The organism is Streptomyces sp. NPDC057900 (genome assembly GCF_042887885.1).
GTDB lineage: Bacteria > Actinomycetota > Actinomycetes > Streptomycetales > Streptomycetaceae > Streptomyces.
Genome location: NZ_JBHVOI010000008.1, coordinates 103,922 through 123,677, shown reverse-complemented (window position 1 = coordinate 123,677; position 19,756 = coordinate 103,922). Strand labels below are relative to the sequence as shown.

19 protein-coding genes are annotated in these 19,756 nt (G+C 71.2%); 12 read left to right on the top strand and 7 right to left on the bottom strand.

Features of this window, described 5'->3' with window-relative positions; genetic code table 11:
- Positions 1 to 352: 352 nt before the first annotated feature.
- Both ACFVQ0_RS26795 and ACFVQ0_RS26790 read right to left on the bottom strand, forming a co-directional pair.
- On the bottom strand, positions 353 to 1,867 hold the full coding sequence (locus ACFVQ0_RS26795) for a DHA2 family efflux MFS transporter permease subunit (RefSeq protein WP_390091749.1): 1,515 nt from the start codon (positions 1,865 to 1,867) through the stop codon (positions 353 to 355).
- Between the two features lie 33 nt (positions 1,868 to 1,900).
- Positions 1,901 to 2,497 carry an NADPH-dependent FMN reductase gene (locus ACFVQ0_RS26790; RefSeq protein ID WP_390091748.1) on the bottom strand — a complete coding sequence of 199 codons (597 nt, stop codon included), beginning with the start codon at positions 2,495 to 2,497 and terminating at the stop codon, positions 1,901 to 1,903.
- Positions 2,498 to 2,596: 99 nt separating this feature from the next.
- Between ACFVQ0_RS26790 and ACFVQ0_RS26785 the strand changes: the two genes are divergently transcribed.
- The 4 genes from ACFVQ0_RS26785 to ACFVQ0_RS26770 all read left to right on the top strand — a co-directional run bounded on the left by ACFVQ0_RS26785 (position 2,597) and on the right by ACFVQ0_RS26770 (position 6,729).
- Complete coding sequence (locus ACFVQ0_RS26785) at positions 2,597 to 3,400, top strand: TetR/AcrR family transcriptional regulator (protein WP_390091747.1); 804 nt, start codon at positions 2,597 to 2,599, stop codon at positions 3,398 to 3,400.
- A gap of 165 nt (positions 3,401 to 3,565) precedes the next feature.
- The gene (locus tag ACFVQ0_RS26780) at positions 3,566 to 4,723 is read left to right on the top strand and encodes an acyl-CoA dehydrogenase family protein (protein ID WP_390091746.1); all 1,158 of its coding nucleotides are present in this window, start codon (positions 3,566 to 3,568) and stop codon (positions 4,721 to 4,723) included.
- Positions 4,724 to 4,741: 18 nt separating this feature from the next.
- Positions 4,742 to 5,629 carry an acyl-CoA thioesterase II gene (gene tesB / locus ACFVQ0_RS26775; RefSeq protein ID WP_390091745.1) on the top strand — a complete coding sequence of 296 codons (888 nt, stop codon included), beginning with the start codon at positions 4,742 to 4,744 and terminating at the stop codon, positions 5,627 to 5,629.
- 59 nt (positions 5,630 to 5,688) lie between these two features.
- Positions 5,689 to 6,729 carry a cation diffusion facilitator family transporter gene (locus tag ACFVQ0_RS26770; RefSeq protein WP_390091744.1) on the top strand — a complete coding sequence of 347 codons (1,041 nt, stop codon included), beginning with the start codon at positions 5,689 to 5,691 and terminating at the stop codon, positions 6,727 to 6,729.
- Between the two features lie 12 nt (positions 6,730 to 6,741).
- Here ACFVQ0_RS26770 and ACFVQ0_RS26765 read toward each other — a convergent pair whose 3' ends face one another.
- Positions 6,742 to 7,104: a DoxX family protein gene (locus tag ACFVQ0_RS26765; RefSeq protein WP_390091743.1), complete on the bottom strand. Its 363-nt coding sequence runs from the start codon at positions 7,102 to 7,104 to the stop codon at positions 6,742 to 6,744.
- 122 nt (positions 7,105 to 7,226) lie between these two features.
- Between ACFVQ0_RS26765 and ACFVQ0_RS26760 the strand changes: the two genes are divergently transcribed.
- Positions 7,227 to 7,604 (top strand): winged helix-turn-helix transcriptional regulator, encoded by a 378-nt coding sequence (locus tag ACFVQ0_RS26760; RefSeq protein WP_390091742.1) that lies wholly within the window; start codon positions 7,227 to 7,229, stop codon positions 7,602 to 7,604.
- Positions 7,605 to 7,628: 24 nt separating this feature from the next.
- Here the strand turns inward: ACFVQ0_RS26760 and ACFVQ0_RS26755 are convergent, their stop codons facing one another.
- From ACFVQ0_RS26755 to ACFVQ0_RS26740, 4 genes are all read right to left on the bottom strand, one after another.
- Positions 7,629 to 8,408, bottom strand: a complete 780-nt coding sequence (locus tag ACFVQ0_RS26755; RefSeq protein WP_024489938.1) for a phosphatase — start codon at positions 8,406 to 8,408, stop codon at positions 7,629 to 7,631.
- A 67-nt stretch (positions 8,409 to 8,475) separates the two neighbouring features.
- On the bottom strand, positions 8,476 to 9,972 hold the full coding sequence (locus ACFVQ0_RS26750; protein WP_390091741.1) for a DUF6056 family protein: 1,497 nt from the start codon (positions 9,970 to 9,972) through the stop codon (positions 8,476 to 8,478).
- Positions 9,973 to 9,996: 24 nt separating this feature from the next.
- Entirely contained in the window at positions 9,997 to 11,430 is a 1,434-nt protein-coding gene (locus ACFVQ0_RS26745; protein WP_390091740.1) for a glycosyltransferase, read from the bottom strand.
- A gap of 141 nt (positions 11,431 to 11,571) precedes the next feature.
- Positions 11,572 to 12,216, bottom strand: coding sequence for a TetR family transcriptional regulator (locus tag ACFVQ0_RS26740; protein ID WP_390091739.1), 645 nt, complete (start codon positions 12,214 to 12,216; stop codon positions 11,572 to 11,574).
- Positions 12,217 to 12,312: 96 nt separating this feature from the next.
- Between ACFVQ0_RS26740 and ACFVQ0_RS26735 the strand changes: the two genes are divergently transcribed.
- From ACFVQ0_RS26735 to ACFVQ0_RS26705, 7 genes are all read left to right on the top strand, one after another.
- Complete coding sequence (locus ACFVQ0_RS26735) at positions 12,313 to 13,920, top strand: carboxyl transferase domain-containing protein (RefSeq protein ID WP_390091738.1); 1,608 nt, start codon at positions 12,313 to 12,315, stop codon at positions 13,918 to 13,920.
- A gap of 7 nt (positions 13,921 to 13,927) precedes the next feature.
- Positions 13,928 to 16,009, top strand: coding sequence for a biotin carboxylase N-terminal domain-containing protein (locus tag ACFVQ0_RS26730; RefSeq protein ID WP_390091737.1), 2,082 nt, complete (start codon positions 13,928 to 13,930; stop codon positions 16,007 to 16,009).
- Entirely contained in the window at positions 16,006 to 16,965 is a 960-nt protein-coding gene (locus ACFVQ0_RS26725) for a hydroxymethylglutaryl-CoA lyase (protein ID WP_390091736.1), read from the top strand. The genes ACFVQ0_RS26730 and ACFVQ0_RS26725 overlap by 4 nt, the downstream gene beginning before the upstream one ends.
- A 5-nt stretch (positions 16,966 to 16,970) precedes the next feature.
- Positions 16,971 to 18,137 carry an acyl-CoA dehydrogenase family protein gene (locus ACFVQ0_RS26720; RefSeq protein ID WP_390091735.1) on the top strand — a complete coding sequence of 389 codons (1,167 nt, stop codon included), beginning with the start codon at positions 16,971 to 16,973 and terminating at the stop codon, positions 18,135 to 18,137.
- Between the two features lie 144 nt (positions 18,138 to 18,281).
- Positions 18,282 to 18,950: a YdcF family protein gene (locus ACFVQ0_RS26715; protein ID WP_390091734.1), complete on the top strand. Its 669-nt coding sequence runs from the start codon at positions 18,282 to 18,284 to the stop codon at positions 18,948 to 18,950.
- A 74-nt stretch (positions 18,951 to 19,024) separates the two neighbouring features.
- The gene (locus ACFVQ0_RS26710; RefSeq protein WP_371773050.1) at positions 19,025 to 19,243 is read left to right on the top strand and encodes a type II toxin-antitoxin system VapB family antitoxin; all 219 of its coding nucleotides are present in this window, start codon (positions 19,025 to 19,027) and stop codon (positions 19,241 to 19,243) included.
- Positions 19,240 to 19,665, top strand: coding sequence for a PIN domain nuclease (locus tag ACFVQ0_RS26705; RefSeq protein ID WP_390091733.1), 426 nt, complete (start codon positions 19,240 to 19,242; stop codon positions 19,663 to 19,665). Before ACFVQ0_RS26710 ends, ACFVQ0_RS26705 begins: the two co-directional genes overlap by 4 nt.
- Positions 19,666 to 19,756 lie beyond the last annotated feature (91 nt).

The following is a 19,756-nucleotide window of genomic DNA, read 5'->3' as shown; positions in this document are numbered from 1 at the left end:
TACCTGCTACTCAAGGAACATGTGGAGCAACCTGGTCACCGCGATCAGGCACGCCAATCCCGAGACTGCCCGGATCGCCGGCAAGGAAACGCTACTAAAGAACCTTTACCCACCACTTGAGCTATTCCAGCTTTACAACTGCGGGCAGGCCGAAAGAACTGCCGCAGTTCGGCTGGTCCGGCGAAATCGACACGTGAGCACCACCAGTGGCTACCTACCGACCCGCCCAGTGGCACGTCCCCGATGGACGACCCAGGACTCCACCCACTCCTTCCCCCCTTGCTGGTCCGTCCATCGCGGCCGTGAAAGCGGGAACACTGACCGCCCGACACCAACACCTCCACTCCCCCGGTCACTCCTTCCGCAGCGGAACCTCCCGCATCAGCCAGGCCGCCAGGAAGATCACGGCCCCCAGCAGGGCGGTGCCCAGGAGCACCCCGTGCAGACCTTCGGTGACCGCTGTCCGTACCGCGTTCCGGATCTCGTCCGGCATCCCGCCTACCGCCGCGGGCGTCCAGGACGTGCCGCCCCCGGGGGCGGCGTCCGCGTGGAGGCGGCTCGTGTAGACGGCGCCGAGCACCGCGATGCCCAGGGAGCCGCCGATCGTGCGGACGAGGGTGGCGGTTCCCGTGGCGGCGCCCATGTCGCGCGGTGTGGCGCTGTTGATGGTGACGAGCAGGGTGCTCTGCATCAGCAGGCCCAGGCCGATGCCCAGCACGAGGGTCAGCGCGGAGGTCAGCGCCGTGGGGGTGCCGGTGTCCGTCGTCAGCAGGACGAGCGCGCCCATGGCCGTCAGCGCGCCGCCGGCGATGGGGTACGGGCGGTAGCGGCCGCCGCTCGCGAGGAGCCGCCCGACCAGGAGTTGCGCGCCGAACATCCCCGCCATCAGGGGGAGCAGCAGCATGCCGCTGGCCGTCGCGGACGCGCCGCGGACGAACTGCATGTACTGCGGCAGGTAGGTGGACGCCCCCACCATGGCGGCGCCCGCCAGGAACGTGAGGACCTGGGCGAGCGTGAAGTTGCGGTCGGCGAACAGCCGGGGCGGGATGACCGGTTCCGCGGCGCGCCGCTCGATCCGGACGAACCAGGCAAGGGCGAGGGCGCCGGCCGTTCCGAGGCCGATGATCTGCGGTGACGGCCAGGCGTACCGCGTACCGCCCCAGCTGCCGACCAGGGTGAGGGCCAGGATGGCGGCGCAGAGCAGTCCGGCCCCCGCGTAGTCGATCCGGGCCCTGACCCGCTCGGTGTGCAGGCGCAGGCGGAGGCCGATGACGAGCAGGGCGACCGCGCCGAGGGGGACGTTGACGTAGAAGACCCAGCGCCAGTTCAGCTGGTCGGTGAGGAAGCCGCCGAGCAGCGGGCCGCCCACCAGGGCGACGGGCATCATGGCGCCGATCATCGCCTGCGAGCGGCCGGCCCGGGAGGGCGGCAACATCACGCCGATGATGGAGATGGCGCCGACCATGAGGCCGCCCGCGCCGAGTCCCTGGACGGCGCGGAACGCGATGAGCTGGCCCATGTCCTGGGCGAGCCCGGAGAGCACCGAGCCCGCGAGGAAGACCGTGATCGAGCTGATGAAGCTGCCCTTGCGGCCGTAGAGGTCACCGAGTTTGCCCCAGATGGGGGTGGAGACGGAGGCGGTGAGCAGATAGGCCGTCACCACCCAGGACAAGTGGTCGAGACCGCCCAGGTCACCGACGATCGTGGGCAGGGCGGTGCCCACGATCGTGCCGTCGAGCAGACCGAGCATCAGCCCGAGGAGGAGCCCGAACAGGACCGGCTTCGACGGGCCGCTCCCGTCGCCGCCGGGTGGTCGGCCGGTGTCCGGCGTCTGTGCGGTGTCCGTGTCGTTCGTACGCTCGCTCATGGGTACCCCCGGGCGATGTGAGGTCAGGTCGGGTCAGGCCGTGTACGGACGGGTGGACCTGGCGTCCCGCAGGGCGTGCCCCCACCAGGCCAGCTGGTCGAGCAGGGCCTTGGCCGCCGCGTCGACCGCGGAGTCGTCGACGGCACCGTCCTCACCGAAACTTCCGTAGGCGTTGTGGAAGCTGACGGTGTTGCGGATGGTCGTGGCGTTCAGCTCGGCCATGACGACGCGGAGCTGTTCGACGGCGCGCAGGCCGCCGGAGAGGCCGCCGTACGAGACGAAGGCGACCGGCTTGGCGTGCCACTGCTCGTTGTGCCAGTCGATGGCGTTCTTCAGCGACGCGGGAAAGCTGTGGTTGTACTCCGGGGTGACGAAGACGAACGCGTCGGCCGCCGCGAGGCGCGGTGACACCAGGGCCAGGGCCTCTTCCGTACCCGGCGCCGGGGGCTGTCCGAACGCGGGCATGACGGTGGGCAGCGGGGTCTCGGTGAGGTCGACGACATCCGCCGTCATGTCGCCGCGCCCGGACAGGTGTCCCTTCAGCCACTGGGTGACGACGGGTGCGAATCGGCCCTCGCGGGTGCTGCCGACGACGACGGCGACGCGGAGCTGCGGGTGGGTGCTGGGCATGGTTCCCCCTGGAAGCGGCGAATGTGTACAACGTATCCGTCTGCGTACGACGTATTTCTGTGCGTACAACGTATCCAGCGATGTGTACGTTGTCTACCGATGGATACGTTGTACGCTGACGACCCCGTCGAGAGGAGCCCGTCCGTGGCCGGCCAGAAGAAGGACAGCAACAAGGGCGCCGCCGGGCCGGACACGTCCCTCTGGCAGCGGCTGGAGCAGTCGGGGGCCGCGCCACGGGCCTCGCTGACCCTGGAGCGGATCGGGGCGGTCGCCGTGGAGATCGCGGACGCGGAGGGCTTCGCCGCCGTCACCATGCGCAGGCTCGCCGCAGAACTGGGCGTCGCCCCCATGGCCGCCTACCGCCACGTCTCCGGCAAGGACGACCTGTGGGCACTGATGGCCGAGCGGGTGACCGCGGAGATGCGGATCCCGGACGCGGTGACCGAATGGCGCGAGGTGCTGCGCACCTTCGGTCTGCTGACCCGGGACATGATGCTGCGGCACCCGTGGGTCGGGCAGCTGCCGACCCATCTCTTCGTCCTCACCCCCGGCCGGCTGGCCATCGCGGAACGGCAGCTGTCGGCGCTCGACGGGCTCGGCCTCGACGAGGACTCGATGATGGTCGCCTTCCGGACCGTGAGCGCCTTCGCCCATGGCGCCAGCCAGTCGGAGGTGGCCCTGCGGGAGTGGACGGAGTCCGCGGGCTGGTCGTCCGGCGACGAGACGCGAATGGGTCTCGCGCCGCAGATGACGTACCTGATGGGCACCGGGCGCTATCCCACCTACCGGCGCTACGGACTGCGGGCGACCCGCAAGGACGACGCCACCTGGGCGTTCGAGAGGGGCCTGGACTGCGTGCTGGACGGGATCGCCGCCCGGCTCGGCATCCGAGGCGGGCCCTGACGGACAGCGCCGGCGCGTTCCCCGCCGGCGTCGGCGTGCTCAGTGGCGTGCTCAGTGGCGTGCTCAGCATCACCCTGGACAGTGCCGGTGACCGCCGGGTAACTTCTAACCAGGGCTGAGCAAGCGCTTAGCCGAGCCGAGCGAAGCCGACCAGGGAGGCACCCCGTGCGCCGTACGGTATTCAACGAGGACCACGAGGCGTTCCGGGAGACCATCCGCGCCTTCATCGCGGCCGAGGTCGTGCCGGTGTACGACGAGTGGTTCGCGGCCGGCCAGGCGCCGCGCGACTTCTACCTCAAGCTCGGCGAGCTGGGCGTCTTCGGGATCAACGTGGACGAGGAGTACGACGGCGCGGGCATCGACTCGCACAAGTACGAGGCCGTCATCTACGAGGAGACCGCCCGCGCGGGCGTGTCCTTCGGCGGCTCCGGGGTGCACACGCTGCTCGGCCTGCCCTACATCAAGATGCTCGCCACCGGCGAGCAGAAGAAGCGCTGGCTGCCGAAGTTCACCACCGGCGAGGAGATGTGGGCCCTCGCGATGACCGAGCCGGGCACCGGTTCCGACGTCGCGGGCATGAAGACCACCGCCAAGCTCTCCGAGGACGGCACGCACTACGTCCTCAACGGTGCCAAGACCTTCATCACCGGCGGTGTGCACGCCGACCGGGTCATCGTCTGCGCCCGCACCTCCGCCCCGCGCGAGGACGACCGCCGCTTCGGGATCTCGCTGTTCGCCGTCGACACCAAGTCCGAGGGCTACTCGGTCGGCCGCAAGCTCGACAAGCTGGGCCTGAAGGTCTCCGACACCGCGGAGCTGGCGTTCGTCGACGTCAAGGTCCCGGCGGAGGACCTCCTCGGCGAGGAGAACAAGGGCTTCGGCTACCTCGGCACCAACCTGGCCTCCGAGCGCTGGGGCATCGCCTTCGGCGCGTACGCGCAGGCCGCGGCGGCTGTCCGGTTCGCCAAGGAGTACGTGCTCGACCGCACCGTCTTCGGCAAGACCGTCGCCTCGTTCCAGAACACCAAGTTCGAGCTGGCCGCCTGCCAGGCCGAGGTGGACGCGGCCCAGGCCGTCGCCGACCGGGCGCTGGAGGCGCTGGACGCCGGTGAGCTGACCGCCGCCGAGGCCGCCTCCGCGAAGCTGTTCTGCACCGAGGTCGCGCACCGCGTGATCGACCGCTGCCTCCAGCTGCACGGCGGCTACGGCTTCATGAACGAGTACCCGATCGCCCGCCTGTACGCGGACAACCGGGTCAACCGGATCTACGGCGGCACCAGCGAGGTCATGAAGTCGATCATCGCCAAGTCCATGGGCCTGTAGAGCGGCTACGTTCTCTCCATGAGCACCGCACACGATCCCCTGCACGACCTCCTCCAGCTGCTGGACCTGGAGCAGATCGAGCGGGACATCTTCCGGGGCACGAGCCGTTCGGCGCTCGTGCCCCGCGTCTTCGGCGGACAGGTCGCGGCCCAGGCGCTGGTCGCCGCGGGCCGCACCGTCCCCGCGGACCGGAGCGCCCACTCGCTGCACTCGTACTTCCTGCGGGCGGGCGACCCCGGCGCGCCGATCGTCTACAGCGTCGACCGCATCCGGGACGGGCGCTCCTTCACCACCCGGCGGGTCGTCGCCGTCCAGCACGGGCAGCCGATCTTCCACCTCTCCGCGTCCTTCCAGACGTACGAAGCGGGCCTGGAGCACCAGGCGCCCATGCCGGCCGCGCCGGAGCCGGAGACGCTGCCCACGGCCGCCGAGATGCTGCCGCGCTACGCGGACCGGTTCAGCGACCCCGGTGTCGTGGACCGGCTCATCGAGGCGCGGGCGGCGGTCGACCTGCGGTACGTGGACGCCCCGCCGTTCGGCACCGTCGGGGAGTCGCGCGAGCCCCGCTCGCAGGTGTGGTTCCGTACCAACGGCAAGCTGGCCGACGATCCGCTGCTGCACGTCTGCATGGCGACGTACGTCTCCGACATGACGCTGCTCGACTCGGTGCTGCTCGCCCACGGGCGCGGCGGCTGGGCGGTCGGTGACGTGGTGGGCGCGAGCCTGGACCACGCGATGTGGTTCCACCGGCCGTTCCGGGCCGACGAATGGCTGCTGTACGACCAGGAGTCGCCGTCCGCGTCCGGCGGGCGCGGGCTGGGCCAGGCCCGTATCTACACGCAGGACGGCCGCCTCGCGATCACCGTCATCCAGGAGGGCGTCATCCGGGTCCCCCGGAAGGACTGATCGGAACCCGTGGCCGTGCGTGGGACATGCCCGGCCCGGCTGAGGACATACTCCCCACCATGAGTGACGAGAAATCATCGGGTGGGGAGTCCACGTTCACGGTTGTCGTCGCCGCGGCGGCCAACCTCGGCGTCGCCGTGGCGAAGGCCGTCGCGGGGCTGATCAGCGGATCGAGCGCGATGCTCTCGGAGGCGGCGCACTCGGTCGCCGACACCGTCACCGAGGTACTGCTGCTCACCTCGCTCAAACGCAGCGAGAAGCCGGCCGATGAGGACCACCCGCTGGGCTACGGCCCCGAGCGCTACATCTGGGCGATGCTCGCCTCCGTCGCCACGTTCGTCGGCGGCGCGGTCTTCTCGCTGTACGACGGCGTGCACACCCTGATGGCGGGCGAGGACCTCGGCGATCCACTGGTCTCCTACATCGTGCTCGGCATCGCCTTCCTGCTGGAGGGCTACTCCCTGCGCACCGGGCTGCGCCAGGTCCGCGGCGAAGCGGCCCGGATCGGCACGGACCCCTCCCACTACTTCCGCCGCACGCCCGACACCGCGGTCAAGGCCGTGGTGATGGAGGACTCGGCGGCCCTGATCGGACTGCTGCTGGCCGCGGGCGGACTGCTCGGCGGCCAGCTCTCCGGCTCGGGTGTGTGGGACGGGGTCGCGTCGATCCTGATCGGTGTCCTTCTCGTGTACGTGGCCTGGGTGCTCGGCCGCTCGAACGCCCAGCTGCTGATCGGCCGTCCGGTCCCGCAGTCGATGCGGACCGGGATTCGGGAGGAACTGCTCTCGGTGCCGCACATCATCGAGGTCCTGGAGCTGACCACCCTCATCCAGGGGCCGACCGAGATCATGGTCGCCGCGAAGGTCGACTTCCGGGACATCGCCAGTGCCGAGCAGGTGGAGTGGGCCTGCGAGGAGGCCGAGCAGCAGTTGCGGGAGCGGTATCCGTCGATCCGGCGCGTCTACCTGGACCCGACGCCGGGGGTGGCACAGCGCCGCCGGGCCCGGGCCGCCGGGGGGAATCCGGTGGTCGGGCCCGGCGACGGGGAGGGCAACGGGGACGGCGGAGGGCTGTTCACCGACCGCCAGGAGGAGGACTGAGTTCTGTCCCCGTCACCACGTCGTGGCGAGCCAGGCCGCCACCGCCGCGAGGACGATGAGAGCGACGTTGAGGCCGGTCTCCTTCACCTCGCTCCGTGACAGGTGCAGGGCGGTCGCCAGCACCTGGAGCACCAGGAGGCCGAGCGCGGCCGCCATCGCCAGACCGGGCGCGACCCCGGTGAGGGGCGGCAGTACGAGGCCCGCGGCACCCAGGATCTCGACGGCGCCGATGGCCCGGACCAGCCCCATCGGGACCGTGTCCACCCAGCCCATCATCGGCGCCAGCCGCTCCTTCGACTGCACGGCCTTCTTGCCGCCCGCGTACAGGTAGAAGACTCCCAGCAGCCCGGCGACGATCCAGTACGCGATCTCCATGCCCATCCCCTCCGTCAATGGTTACGACTTGTCCGTAACCACATGGTCGGTGACTATGGAGACGCTTACAAAAGGCACACCGGTGTGCCTGAGGGCTGTCCCGCAGCGAACAGGAGCCGCCGATGTCGAAGTACCGCGACAGCTGCCTCATCCGCGGCGACGGCGGCCGGGCGATCCGGGGCATCCTGGACCGCATCGGTGACAAGTGGACCCTGCTGGTGGTGGCCACCCTGGACGGTGAGCGGATGCGGTTCACCGAGCTCCAGCAGCGCATCCCGGGGATCTCCCAGCGCATGCTCACCCGTACCGTCCGGCACCTGGAGCGCGACGGTCTGGTGACCCGCACGGCGTTCCCCGAGGTGCCGCCGCGCGTCGAGTACGAGCTCACCGCCACGGGGCGCACCCTGATCGAGCCCGCAGTGAAGCTGGCCGAGTGGGCCGTCGACCACAACCCCGGCATCGAACGGAACCAGGCGGCCTACGACTCCGAGCACTCCTGAGCGCGTGAGGCCGCCGAAGGGCCGTCAGAGCAGCCCGGCCGCGTCCAGCAGGTACTCCGTCATCGGGTCGTAGAACCGCGGGTCCAGCACGTGGTCGTCCAGCGGGACGGCCACCTGGAGGGTGCCCTCCGCCTCCCCCAGGAACAGCGCCGGATCGTTGCAGTCCGCGTAGCCGATGGCGTCGAGCCCGCGCTGTGCCGCGCATCCGGCCCAGCCGTGGTCGGCGACGACCAGGTCGGGCATGGGGCGCCCCTCACGCTCCAGACCGTCCAGGATCGCCGCCATCGGGGCCGGGGAGTGGGTGTGCCAGAGCGTCGCGCCGCGCTCCTGGACGGCGACGTCGGCGAACTGGAAGACCATGCCCTCGTCCGCCATCAGCCCGGACGGGATCCGGACGATCTCGCAGCCCGCGGCCCGCAGGGCGGCCGCCGTCTGCCGGTGGACGTCCAGCAGCCCGCCCGGGTGACCGGTGGCGAACAGCACCCGCTCGGAGCCGTCGGCCGCCTTCCGCAGCCGGGCCGCCGCCCGGTCCAGGGCGTCGACGGTGAGCTCGGGGTCGATGGTGTCCTGGCCGAAGCGGTGCTCCGGGTCGTCGCTGACCCCGCACCGCTCGGCCATCACGGCCAGCACGTCCTGCTCGTCGCGCCACCGGTCGCCCAGCTCCAGGCCCAGCCAGAAGTGGCGGTCGCCGTTGGCCAGCTTCCGGTAGTGGGAGAGGTTGTTGTCGCGCGGAGTGGCGACGTCTCCGGCTATACGCGTACGGACGAGTTGTTCGACGAGGGCGGCGCGGCTGGGTATCGGCATGAACCCATTGTGCCGTCAGGTGTGCGCAGTGTGCCGTGCCGAGTGGCTGTCCAGCCCGCGACGCGGGTCAGTGCGGCGGCCCGGGGACCGGTTGGGTCGAGTAGGTGATCCGCTTCAGGTGGTAGTACCGCGCCGTGCAGTCGGCCGGCCAGACGCTCCGCCCGTGGTTCCCGAAGGGGTCGCGCATCTGCCCCACGGAGGCCGGTGCGTACGGCAGGACCTCCGCGCCCCTGGCCGCCTCCTGGCGCAGCCACCGGTCCTGGCGGTCCCAGTGCCGGGCCCGTACGTCCATGTCGTGGGCCAGGCCCGTCAGCGGCACGAACAGCCCCACGCAGACCGCCGCGCAGAGCAGCGCCGCCGCCCCCGTGACGAGGGGGACGGCGGCCCGCGCGCGGGTGCGCAGGGCGGTGCCGAGCAGGGCGCCGAGTCCGGCGAGGAGCAGCACGAACAGGAAGAGGTAGTCGTTCCAGGTGCGGGTGCCGTACGTCAGCATGTTGTGCTCGAAGGCCGGGAGGGTGACGAGCGTGCAGAGGTACCCGGACACCAGGAACGCCGCCACCGCCGCCAGGGCCGGGAGCAGCGGCCGGGCGCGCAGGGGCCCGTCGGCCGCCCCGTCGCTCCCGCGCAGCAGCAGGCCCAGCAGGACGCCGACGGCGAGCGCGCCGAGGTAGGTCCAGGTGGTGAGGACGGTCCCCAGGATGTCGCCGTAGGTCCGCAGCGCGTCGGCCAGCGATCCGGTGTCGACGACGGACGTGGCGCCGGTGCCGAACCGGTCGCGGCGGTGCCGGGAGCCGGGCGAGGTGTAGATGATGACCAGCCCCGCCACCAGGGCGGCCAGCGCGACGCCGCACCAGAGCCGGGTGCGGTGGCGGCCGGGTCCTGGCCGCGACCGGAGGCTGAGCAGCAGCGCGGTGCAGAGCAGGACGCCCGCGACGATCGACGTTCCTTCCGAGAGGGTCCCGATGAACAGCCCGGCCACGGCGGCGACGCACAGCGCGAGGATCCGCCCCCGGCGCGACCGGGCCCGCAGCAGCGGGATCACCGCCGCGGCGGCCAGGGCCGGGGCCACGGTGTGCGAGACGGAGGAGGCGGGCCAGTAGAACGTCTTGTACGTGTTGGGGGTGGCGAAGAAGAACACCGCCGCCGTCATCGACGCGACGAGCAGCGGCACTCCGCGCGGCGCGGTCCGTCCGGCGCTGTGCAGGGCGGCCGGGACCAGTGCCCACAGCACGGCGAGGATCAGCAGTCCGCTGAGGGTGGCGTACCACTGGTGGCCCGGCACGCCGCCGGCCCCGTACAGCGCGACCATCAGGGCGTTGGCGACGCGTCCGTTGTCGTGCAGGTAGAACTTCCCGATCATGCCGGAGACGCCGTCGTCGCGCAGGACGGGCAGGAAGCACCAGTCGTCGCCGCCCGGCCGCACCAGCCGGCCGATCCAGAAGGACGCGGCGAGCAGGGCCAGCGGGAACACGGTGAGCACGGCCGCCCAGAGCGGCAGCCGGGGCCTCGGGGGCTTCGGTGTCGCGGGTGGGGTGTCCGCCGTTCCCGGTGGTTCCGCGGTCATGGGTGTGCCGGTTCCCTTCGTGGGTCAGTCGCCGGGGCGGCCGGTCCGGCCCGGCAGTGGTTCCGGCTGCCGGGAGACGGCCGCGCCGGAGGTGATGGCCCACCGCGCGATCAGGAAGGAGAACGGGGTGGCGAGAATTCCGGCGGTCAGCGCGGCGATGTTCTTTCCCATGCCCAGATGGCTCACTCCGACATAGAGCAGCGCCCCGGAAAGGACGAGATTGACGAGGCTCGACAGCGGAAAGCGGACGAAGGCCCGCCATGTCGGGCTCGTCCGGCAGGTGATGTAGGAGTTGAGCAGGAAGGAGCCGACAATGCTGATGCAATAGCCGATGACGTGGGCGGTCAGATAGGGAATCCAGTGGTTGAGTGTCGCGTAGACGCTCAGATAGACCGCGGTATTGACGACGCCGATCATGGCGAAGGTGATGAACTGCCGCACGGTCCGCGAACGGCCGCTGCCGAAGGCACTCGCGCCACCGCCTCTCACCCGTAACGGCCGATCGGGTGCGGCGGGGGTGGCGGGGGCGGGCTGTTCGCTGGTCTCCCGGATCAGGTAGTGCGGGCGGTTCTTCGTCTCGCAGTAGATCCGGCCGACGTACTCACCGACGATGCCGAGCGTGACCAGCTGGATCCCGCCGAGCGCCACGACGGCGGTGAGCAGGCTGGTGTAGCCGGGCACCCCCACCCCGTGGCGTGCCACCTCCACGATGATCCACAGGGCGTACCCCATCGCGGCCAGGGCCATCAGGAGGCCCGCGTAGATGGCGAGGCGCAGGGGGCGGTTGTTGAAGGAGATCAGCCCGTCGATGCCGTAGTTGAGCAGCCGCCTGCTGCCCCACTTCGAGCGTCCGGCCACCCGCTGGGCGTTGTGGTAGGTGAAGGTGGTGGTGTCGAAGCCGATCCAGGAGAAGATCCCCTTGGAGAACCGGTTGGACTCGGGGAGCGCGAGGACGCTGTCGACCGCGCGGCGGGACAGCAGCCGGAAATCCCCCTCGCCGTCGACCACCGAGACGTCCATGAAGTGCCCCATGGCGCGGTAGTAGCTACGGCTCGCGTACGAACGCAGGGCCCCCTCGCCCTCGCGGTCGCGCCGGGCGATCACCTGGTCGTAGCCGTGCCGGCTCAACTCCATCATGCGGGGCAGGAGTTCGGGCGGGTGCTGGAGGTCGGCGTCCATGAGCACCACCGAGTCCCCGCGGGACATGCGGAGTCCGGCGAGCATGGCGGCCTCCTTGCCGAAATTACGGCTGAAGGCGGTGTAACGGACCCGTTCGTCGACGGCTGCCAGGCGGATCAGTTCGGCACGGGTGAGATCCTCGCTGCCGTCGTCGACATAGCAGACCTCGAAACTCTTCCCGGTCGGTTCGAGGGCGGTGACCAGGGCGCGGTGAAACGCTTTGACGGCCTCTTCCTCGTTATAACAGGGGACAACGATCGATACCTGGCAGTTTTTCATTCAATTCCCCATCAGGCGCGGACCCGACCGCTCCGAAGCCTATGTCCGCACTCGGCAGAAACAACTCAGGCGAATGGGAGTCGTGGGGAAAAGTCGGCACGGATTCGCGACCGGCAGCCCGGGGCGGGCCGTCCGGCGGCCCTATTCCGGGATATCGCCGCGCGACGGCAGCGCCCCGCCCGCCGCGTCGAAGGCGCCCCGGGCCAGCCGGTGCAGCAGCGCCGCCGTGTCCGTGCGGTCGGGCAGCGCGCCGGGGCGGCCCAGGTGCGGGGTGGAGTTCAGCAGGCCGAAGACGGCGTGCACGGCGGCGCGCGCCTCGTGCTCGGGGAGGTCCGGATAGAGGCCGCGGACGACGCCGACCCACACCTCGACGTACTGGCGCTGGAGCCGGCGCACCCGCTTGCGGTCGGTGTCCCGCAGCCGGTCCAGCTCCCGGTCGTGCAGGGTGATCAGGGGGCGGTCGTCGAGGGCGAAGTCGATGTGGCCCGCGATGAGCGCGTCCAGCAGCGCCTCGTGCGAGCCGTCGTGGGAGGCCGCGTCCTCCGAGACGCGCTGCTCGCCGCCGGCCAGCAGCCGCTCACTGATGCCGACCAGCAGTTCGGCGAGCATCGCGTCCTTGCCGGGGAAGTGGCGGTAGAGGCCGGGGCCGCTGATGCCGACGGCGGCGCCTATCTCGTCGACGCCGACGCCGTGGAAGCCGCGCTCGGCAAAGAGGCGCGCGGCCTCCTTGAGGATCTGCTCACGGCGGGTGGGAGCCGCGACGCGGGCGGCGGCATGGGTGCTCATGACCAATCATTCTAGACAGGCGCGTTAGCGGTCGTTAACCTGTGGTTGACGTTAACGCTCACTAACACAGCGGTACGGGCAAGGGGGCTCGACAGGATGCAGCAGGCACCGGTGCTGGCGAGCGCGGCCGATCCCGCCTCCGAGGCCTGGCAGGCCAACGAGGCGGCACATCACGCGCTCACCGACGAGCTGCGCAAGCGGCTCGCCACGGCCAGGCTCGGCGGGGGTGAGAAGGCCCGCGCCCGGCATGTGGCGCGCGGCAAGCTGCTGCCCCGGGAGCGGGTGGACACCCTCCTCGATCCGGGCTCGCCCTTCCTGGAGCTGGCCCCGCTGGCGGCCGAGGGGCTGTACGGGGGCGCGGCACCGGCCGCCGGAGTGATCGCCGGGATCGGCCGGGTCAGTGGCCGGGAGTGCGTGATCGTCGCCAATGACGCGACCGTCAAGGGCGGCACGTACTACCCGATGACCGTGAAGAAGCATCTGCGGGCCCAGGAGGTGGCGCTGGAGAACCGGCTGCCCTGCCTCTACCTCGTGGACTCCGGGGGCGCCTTCCTGCCGATGCAGGACGAGGTGTTCCCGGACCGGGAGCACTTCGGACGGATCTTCTACAACCAGGCCCGGATGTCAGGGGCCGGCATCCCGCAGATCGCGGCGGTGCTCGGCTCCTGCACGGCCGGCGGGGCGTACGTCCCCGCGATGAGCGACGAGGCCGTGATCGTCCGGAACCAGGGCACGATCTTCCTGGGCGGGCCCCCGCTGGTGAAGGCCGCGACCGGCGAGGTCGTGACGGCGGAGGAGCTGGGCGGCGGCGAGGTCCACTCCCGTACGTCCGGGGTCACCGACCACCTCGCGGAGGACGACGCGCACGCGCTGCGGATCGTCCGGAACATCGTGGCCACCCTGCCGGACCGGGGCGCGCTGCCCTGGTCCGTACAGCCGGCCGACGAGCCGAAGGTGGACCCGGCCGGTCTGTACGGGGCGGTGCCCGTCGACTCGCGCACGCCGTACGACGTACGAGAGGTGATCGCCCGGGTCGTCGACGGTTCCCGCTTCGCGGAGTTCAAGGCCGAGTACGGGACGACGCTGATCACCGGCTTCGCCCACATCCACGGCCACCCGGTCGGGATCGTCGCCAACAACGGCATTCTGTTCTCCGAGTCCGCCCAGAAGGGCGCGCACTTCATCGAGCTGTGCGACCAGCGCGGCATCCCGCTGGTCTTCCTCCAGAACATCTCCGGCTTCATGGTCGGCCGCGACTACGAGGCCGGCGGCATCGCCAAGCACGGCGCGAAGATGGTCACCGCCGTCGCCTGCACGCGTGTCCCGAAGCTGACCGTGGTGGTCGGCGGCTCCTACGGCGCGGGCAACTACTCGATGTGCGGCCGGGCCTACAGCCCCCGGTTCCTGTGGATGTGGCCCAACGCCAAGATCTCGGTCATGGGCGGCGAGCAGGCCGCGTCCGTCCTCGCCACGGTCAAGCGCGACCAGCTCGGCGACGACTGGAGCGCCGAGGACGAGGAGTCCTTCAAGGCCCCGATCCGCGAGCAGTACGAGACCCAGGGCAACGCGTACTACGCCACCGCCCGGCTCTGGGACGACGGTGTGATCGACCCGATGGAGACCCGGCAGGTGCTGGGGCTCGCCCTGACCGCCTGCGCCAACGCCCCGCTGGGCGATGCCGGTTTCGGCGTCTTCCGGATGTGAGGAAGAGATGACGATGTTCGACACTGTCCTCGTCGCCAACCGCGGCGAGATCGCGGTCCGGGTCATCCGGACGCTGCGCGAGCTGGGGGTGCGCTCGGTCGCCGTCTTCAGCGACGCGGACGCGGACGCCCGGCACGTACGGGAGGCCGATACGGCGGTACGGATCGGCCCCGCCCCGGCATCCGAGAGCTACCTCTCGGCGGACCGGCTGCTGGAGGCGGCCCGCCGCACCGGCGCGCAGGCCGTCCACCCCGGCTACGGCTTCCTCGCGGAGAACGCGGGCTTCGCCCAGGCGTGCGCGGACGCCGGCCTGGTCTTCATCGGGCCGCCCGCCGCCGCGATCGCCCTGATGGGCGACAAGATCCGGGCCAAGGAGACGGTCGCGGCGGCCGGTGTCCCGGTCGTCCCCGGCTCCACCGGAAGCGCCCTGACCGATGACCAACTGGCCGACGCGGCGCGCGAGATCGGCATGCCGGTGCTGCTGAAGCCCTCCGCGGGCGGCGGCGGCAAGGGCATGCGGCTGGTCCACGACGCGGCGCTGCTCACCGAGGAGATCGCGGCGGCCCGGCGCGAGGCACGCGCCTCCTTCGGGGACGACACCCTGCTCGTGGAGCGGTGGATCGACCGGCCGCGCCACATCGAGATCCAGGTCCTGGCGGACGGGCACGGCAACGTCGTGCACCTCGGTGAGCGCGAGTGCTCGCTCCAGCGCCGCCACCAGAAGATCATCGAGGAGGCGCCCTCCGTCCTGCTCGACGAGGCCACCCGGACGGCGATGGGCGAGGCGGCCGTGCGGGCCGCCCGCTCCTGCGGCTATGTCGGCGCGGGCACGGTGGAGTTCATCGTGCCCGGCGGCGACCCGGCCGCGTACTGCTTCATGGAGATGAACACCCGCCTCCAGGTGGAGCACCCGGTGACCGAGCTGATCACCGGCCTGGACCTGGTGGAATGGCAGCTGCGCGTCGCCTCGGGCGAGCGACTCCCGTACGCCCAGGCAGACATCACCCTCACCGGGCACGCGGTGGAGGCGCGGGTCTGCGCCGAGGACCCGGCGCGCGGCTTCCTGCCCTCGGGCGGCACCGTGCTGGCGCTGGACGAGCCGCGGGGCGGCGGGGTGCGGACGGACTCGGGGCTCGCCGAGGGCGGCGAGGTCGGCAGCCTGTACGACCCGATGCTGTCCAAGGTGATCGCGTACGGCCCCGACCGGGCGACGGCCCTGCGCCGGCTGCGGGCGGCGCTCGCGGACACGGTGGTGCTGGGCGTCCCGACCAACGCGGGCTTCCTGCGCCGCCTGCTCGGCCACCCGGCGGTGGTGGCGGGTGACCTCGACACCGGCCTGGTGGAGCGCGAGGTGGACACGCTGGTGCCGGACGGGGTCCCGGAGGAGGTGTACGCGGCCGCCGCGCTGCTGCGGCAGCACTCCCCCGCGCCCGCCCCCGGCCCGCGCGCCTGGACCGACCCGTTCTCGGCCGGGGACGGCTGGCGCCTGGGCGGCACCCCGGCGCGCACGGTGCGGCACTTCCGGATTCCCGGCCACGAACCGGTGCAGGTGGGCCTGCGTCCGTGCGGCGCCGCCACCGAGCTGACCTTCGGCCACATCGGCGAGGGCGCGCCGCCGGCCCCCGACTCGGGCAGCTGCGGTCCGCTGGGCCCGCTGCCGGGCAGCGCGGAGACGGCCAGGACGCTGACGGTGACCGAGGACCGGATCACGCTCGAACTCGCGGGCGTGACGCACTCGTTCGCGTACGCCACCTCCCCCGAGGGCCTCTGGCTCGGCCGGGACGGCGACACCTGGCACGTCCGGGACCACGACCCGGTGGAGGCGTCGCTGACCGGCGCCGGCCGCTCCGGGGCGGACACCCTGGCCGCACCGATGCCCGGCACCGTCACGGTGGTGAAGGTGGCCGTCGGGGACGAGGTCGCGGCCGGGCAGAGCCTGCTGGTGGTGGAGGCGATGAAGATGGAGCACGTCATCTCCGCCCCGCACGCCGGCACCGTCACCGAACTCGACGTCACGGCCGGGACCACGGTCGCCATGGACCAGGTACTGGCCGTGGTCACGCCCGTGGCCGCCGGGGAGGAAGCATGACGACGACCACCCGCGCCCTGCCGATGACCGTCCCGGATCCGGGCCTGCCCGCCCGGATCCGGATCCACGAGGTAGGCGCCCGCGACGGACTCCAGAACGAGAAGGGCGTCGTGCCGACCGAGGTGAAGGCGGAGTTCATCCGCCGGCTCGCGGTCGCCGGGCTCTCCACGATCGAGGCGACGAGCTTCGTCCACCCCAAGTGGGTACCCCAACTGGCCGACGCCGAGAATCTCTTCCCCCTCCTCGGCGACATCGCGGACGTGGGCGACGTGGCACTGCCGGTCCTGGTGCCGAACGAACGGGGGCTGGACCGGGCACTCGCGCTCGGCGCCCGCCGGATCGCCGTCTTCGGCTCCGCGACGGAGACCTTCGCGGCCCGCAACCTCAACCGCACCGTCGACGAGTCCCTCGCCATGTTCGAGCCCGTCGTGGCCCGCGCCAAGGCGGACCGGGTGCATGTGCGCGGCTACCTGTCGATGTGCTTCGGCGACCCGTGGGAGGGCGCCGTACCGGTCCCCCAGGTCGTCCGGGTGGCGAAGGCGCTGATGGACCTCGGCTGCGACGAACTGTCGCTCGGCGACACGATCGGCGTCGCGACCCCCGGCCACGTACAGACCCTGCTTTCGGGGCTGAACGAAGCGGGCGTGCGCACGGAGACGATCGGGGTGCACTTCCACGACACGTACGGGCAGGCCCTGTCCAACACCCTGGCCGCCCTCCGGCACGGCGTCACCACCGTGGACGCCTCGGCGGGCGGCCTCGGCGGCTGCCCGTACGCGAAGAGCGCGACCGGAAACCTCGCCACCGAGGATCTCGTGTGGATGCTCGACGGCCTCGGCATCGAAACCGGGGTCGACCTCGACGCGCTCACCGCCACCAGCGTGTGGCTCGCCGAACAACTGGGCCGACCCAGCCCGTCCCGCACCGTCCGCGCCCTGTCCCACAAGGAGCAGTAGAACCCATGTCCCTGGACCACCGGCTGACCGCCGAGCACGAAGAACTGCGCCGCACCGTCGAGGAGTTCGCGCACGACGTGGTCGCACCGAAGATCGGTGACTTCTACGAGCGCCACGAATTCCCGTACGAGATCGTGCGGGAGATGGGGCGGATGGGCCTGTTCGGGCTGCCGTTCCCGGAGGAGTACGGCGGCATGGGCGGCGACTACCTCGCGCTCGGGATCGCTCTGGAGGAGCTGGCCCGGGTCGACTCCTCGGTGGCGATCACCCTGGAGGCCGGGGTCTCGCTGGGTGCGATGCCGGTGTTCCGCTTCGGCACGGAGGAGCAGAAGCGGCAGTGGCTGCCGAGGCTCTGCGCGGGCGAGGCGCTCGGCGCGTTCGGCCTGACCGAGCCGGACGGCGGCTCCGACGCGGGCGGCACCCGGACGACGGCGGTGCTGGACGAGGCGACGGATGAGTGGGTGATCAACGGCTCCAAGTGCTTCATCACCAACTCCGGTACGGACATCACCGAGTTGGTGACGGTCACGGCGGTGACGGGCCGCAAGGAGGACGGCCGCCCCCGCATCTCCGCGATCATCGTCCCGTCCGGCACCCCCGGCTTCACGGTCGCCGCCCCCTACTCCAAGGTCGGCTGGAACGCCTCGGACACCCGCGAGCTGTCCTTCACCGACGTCCGCGTCCCGGCGGCGAACCTCCTGGGCGAGGAGGGCCGAGGCTACGCGCAGTTCCTGCGGATCCTGGACGAGGGCCGGATCGCCATCGCGGCCCTCTCCACGGGCCTCGCGCAGGGCTGTGTGGACGAGTCGGTGAAGTACGCCGCCGAGCGGCACGCCTTCGGAAAGCCGATCGGCGCCAACCAGGCGATCCAGTTCAAGATCGCGGACATGGAGATGCGGGCGCACATGGCCCGCATCGGCTGGCGCGACGCGGCCTCCCGGCTGCTGGCGGACGAGCCGTTCAAGAAGGAGGCGGCCATCGCCAAGCTGTACTCCTCGACCGTCGCGGTGGACAACGCCCGCGAGGCGACCCAGATCCACGGCGGCTACGGCTTCATGAACGAGTACCCGGTGGCCCGGATGTGGCGCGACTCCAAGATCCTGGAGATCGGCGAGGGCACCAGCGAGGTCCAGCGCATGCTGATCGCGCGGGAGCTGGGGCTGCCGGGCTGAGACGGGGGACGCCGCGGGAGAGGCGGGCGATGCCGGGCGGCCGGGGCCCAAGGTCGGCGCCCGGCGCCTTCCGCCCGCCTCACGCTTCAGGTGGTCGTACGACTTCGAGGTTCCGGACTCTGCACACAGCAAGGGCAATGCGCGGTGATTTCCTCACAGGCCAGGTCGGACGCCCAAGCCCTCTGGGACCACCACCTGATGCACCACGACCCACGCCCCTGCTCGGTGGCGATCGGTCTCGGGAGTCACGACCTCGGGGTCGCCGACGCGACCGTCAACCTCTACCGGCGCGGCATGACGCCCCTCATCGTCTTCACCGGCGCGACCAGCAGCACCACGCGGGCCCGCATGCCGCGTGGTGAAGCCGTGCACTACCGGGAGCGGGCGCTCGAACTCGGCGTGCCCGAAAGCGCCGTGCTCACCGAACCACGCGCCCGCAACACGGGCGAGAACATCCGCTTCTCCCGGGCCCTGCTCGAAGAAGCTGGTGTGGACGTCTCGTCCGTGCTGCTGATCAGTAAGCCGTACGAAGAACGACGCGCCCACGCCACAGCGCGCAAGCTGTGGCCGGGCGTCGAGTTCGTGAGCGCGTCGGAACCGGTCACATTCGAGGAGTACCTGGCCTCCGTCCAGAACGACCGCATGGTGGTCGACATGCTGGTCGGCGCGTTGCAGCGGCTGATGATCTATCCCGCCCAGGGCTTCATGGTCCGCGATCCCGTTCCCGATGCGGTGGCGGCCGCCTACCAGCGTCTGCGCCTGGCGGGGTTCACGAGCCGCCTCGTCGCGGACGGGAACGGCGCCCGCCACTGAGGCATCGCCACTCCCGGACCACGGCATATATACTGAGCCAGACAGTATATCGACCGCGTATCCGGGAGGCCCCTGTGTCCAAGACCCTCGTGGACGTCGACGATCAGATGCTCGCCTTCGCCCAGCAGCAGCTCGGCACGTCCACCAAGCGGGAGACGATCAACCGCGCGCTGACGATAGCCGCAGCGGTCAGCGCGGACGACCGGGCGCGGGCGCTGCGATGGCTGCAGGACAACGCGGACCAGTTCCTGGACTTCGACGTCCTCGAAGAGCGGGAGCGGACCGGCCTGTGAGGTACCTCGCCGACACGTCCGCGGTCTGGCGCCTGCTCCGCAGGCAGGTCGGGGATCCATGGCCGCAACGCGTCTCCCAGGGGCTCGTGTCCCTGTGCCCGCCCGTCGAGGCCGAACTCATGCCGGCGCTTCGGGCGGACCGCGATCACGAACCCTTCTTCACCATGCTCGGCCAGACCTTCGGCTGGGTACCGGCCCTCGACGACCCCTGGCCGAGGATCATCGATGTCCAGCGCGAGCTGGTGCGGATCGGCCATCACCGGGGCCCTTCACCCATCGACATCATGATCGCCCTGACAGCGCGACAGCACCGGCTCACGGTGCTGCACGTGGATGACGACTTCGGCTCCATCGCCAAGGTGTGCCCCGACATCGCCATGATGCGGCTCCACCCCGTCGAGGGCCGGGCCCCCGGATCATGACGCCGAGACGCCGCGGCGCCCGCCGATCACCCGTCCTGAGCCGCGGCTGCGAGTACGGCACCGAGGGCGACGGTCGCGTCGAAGAGCACCC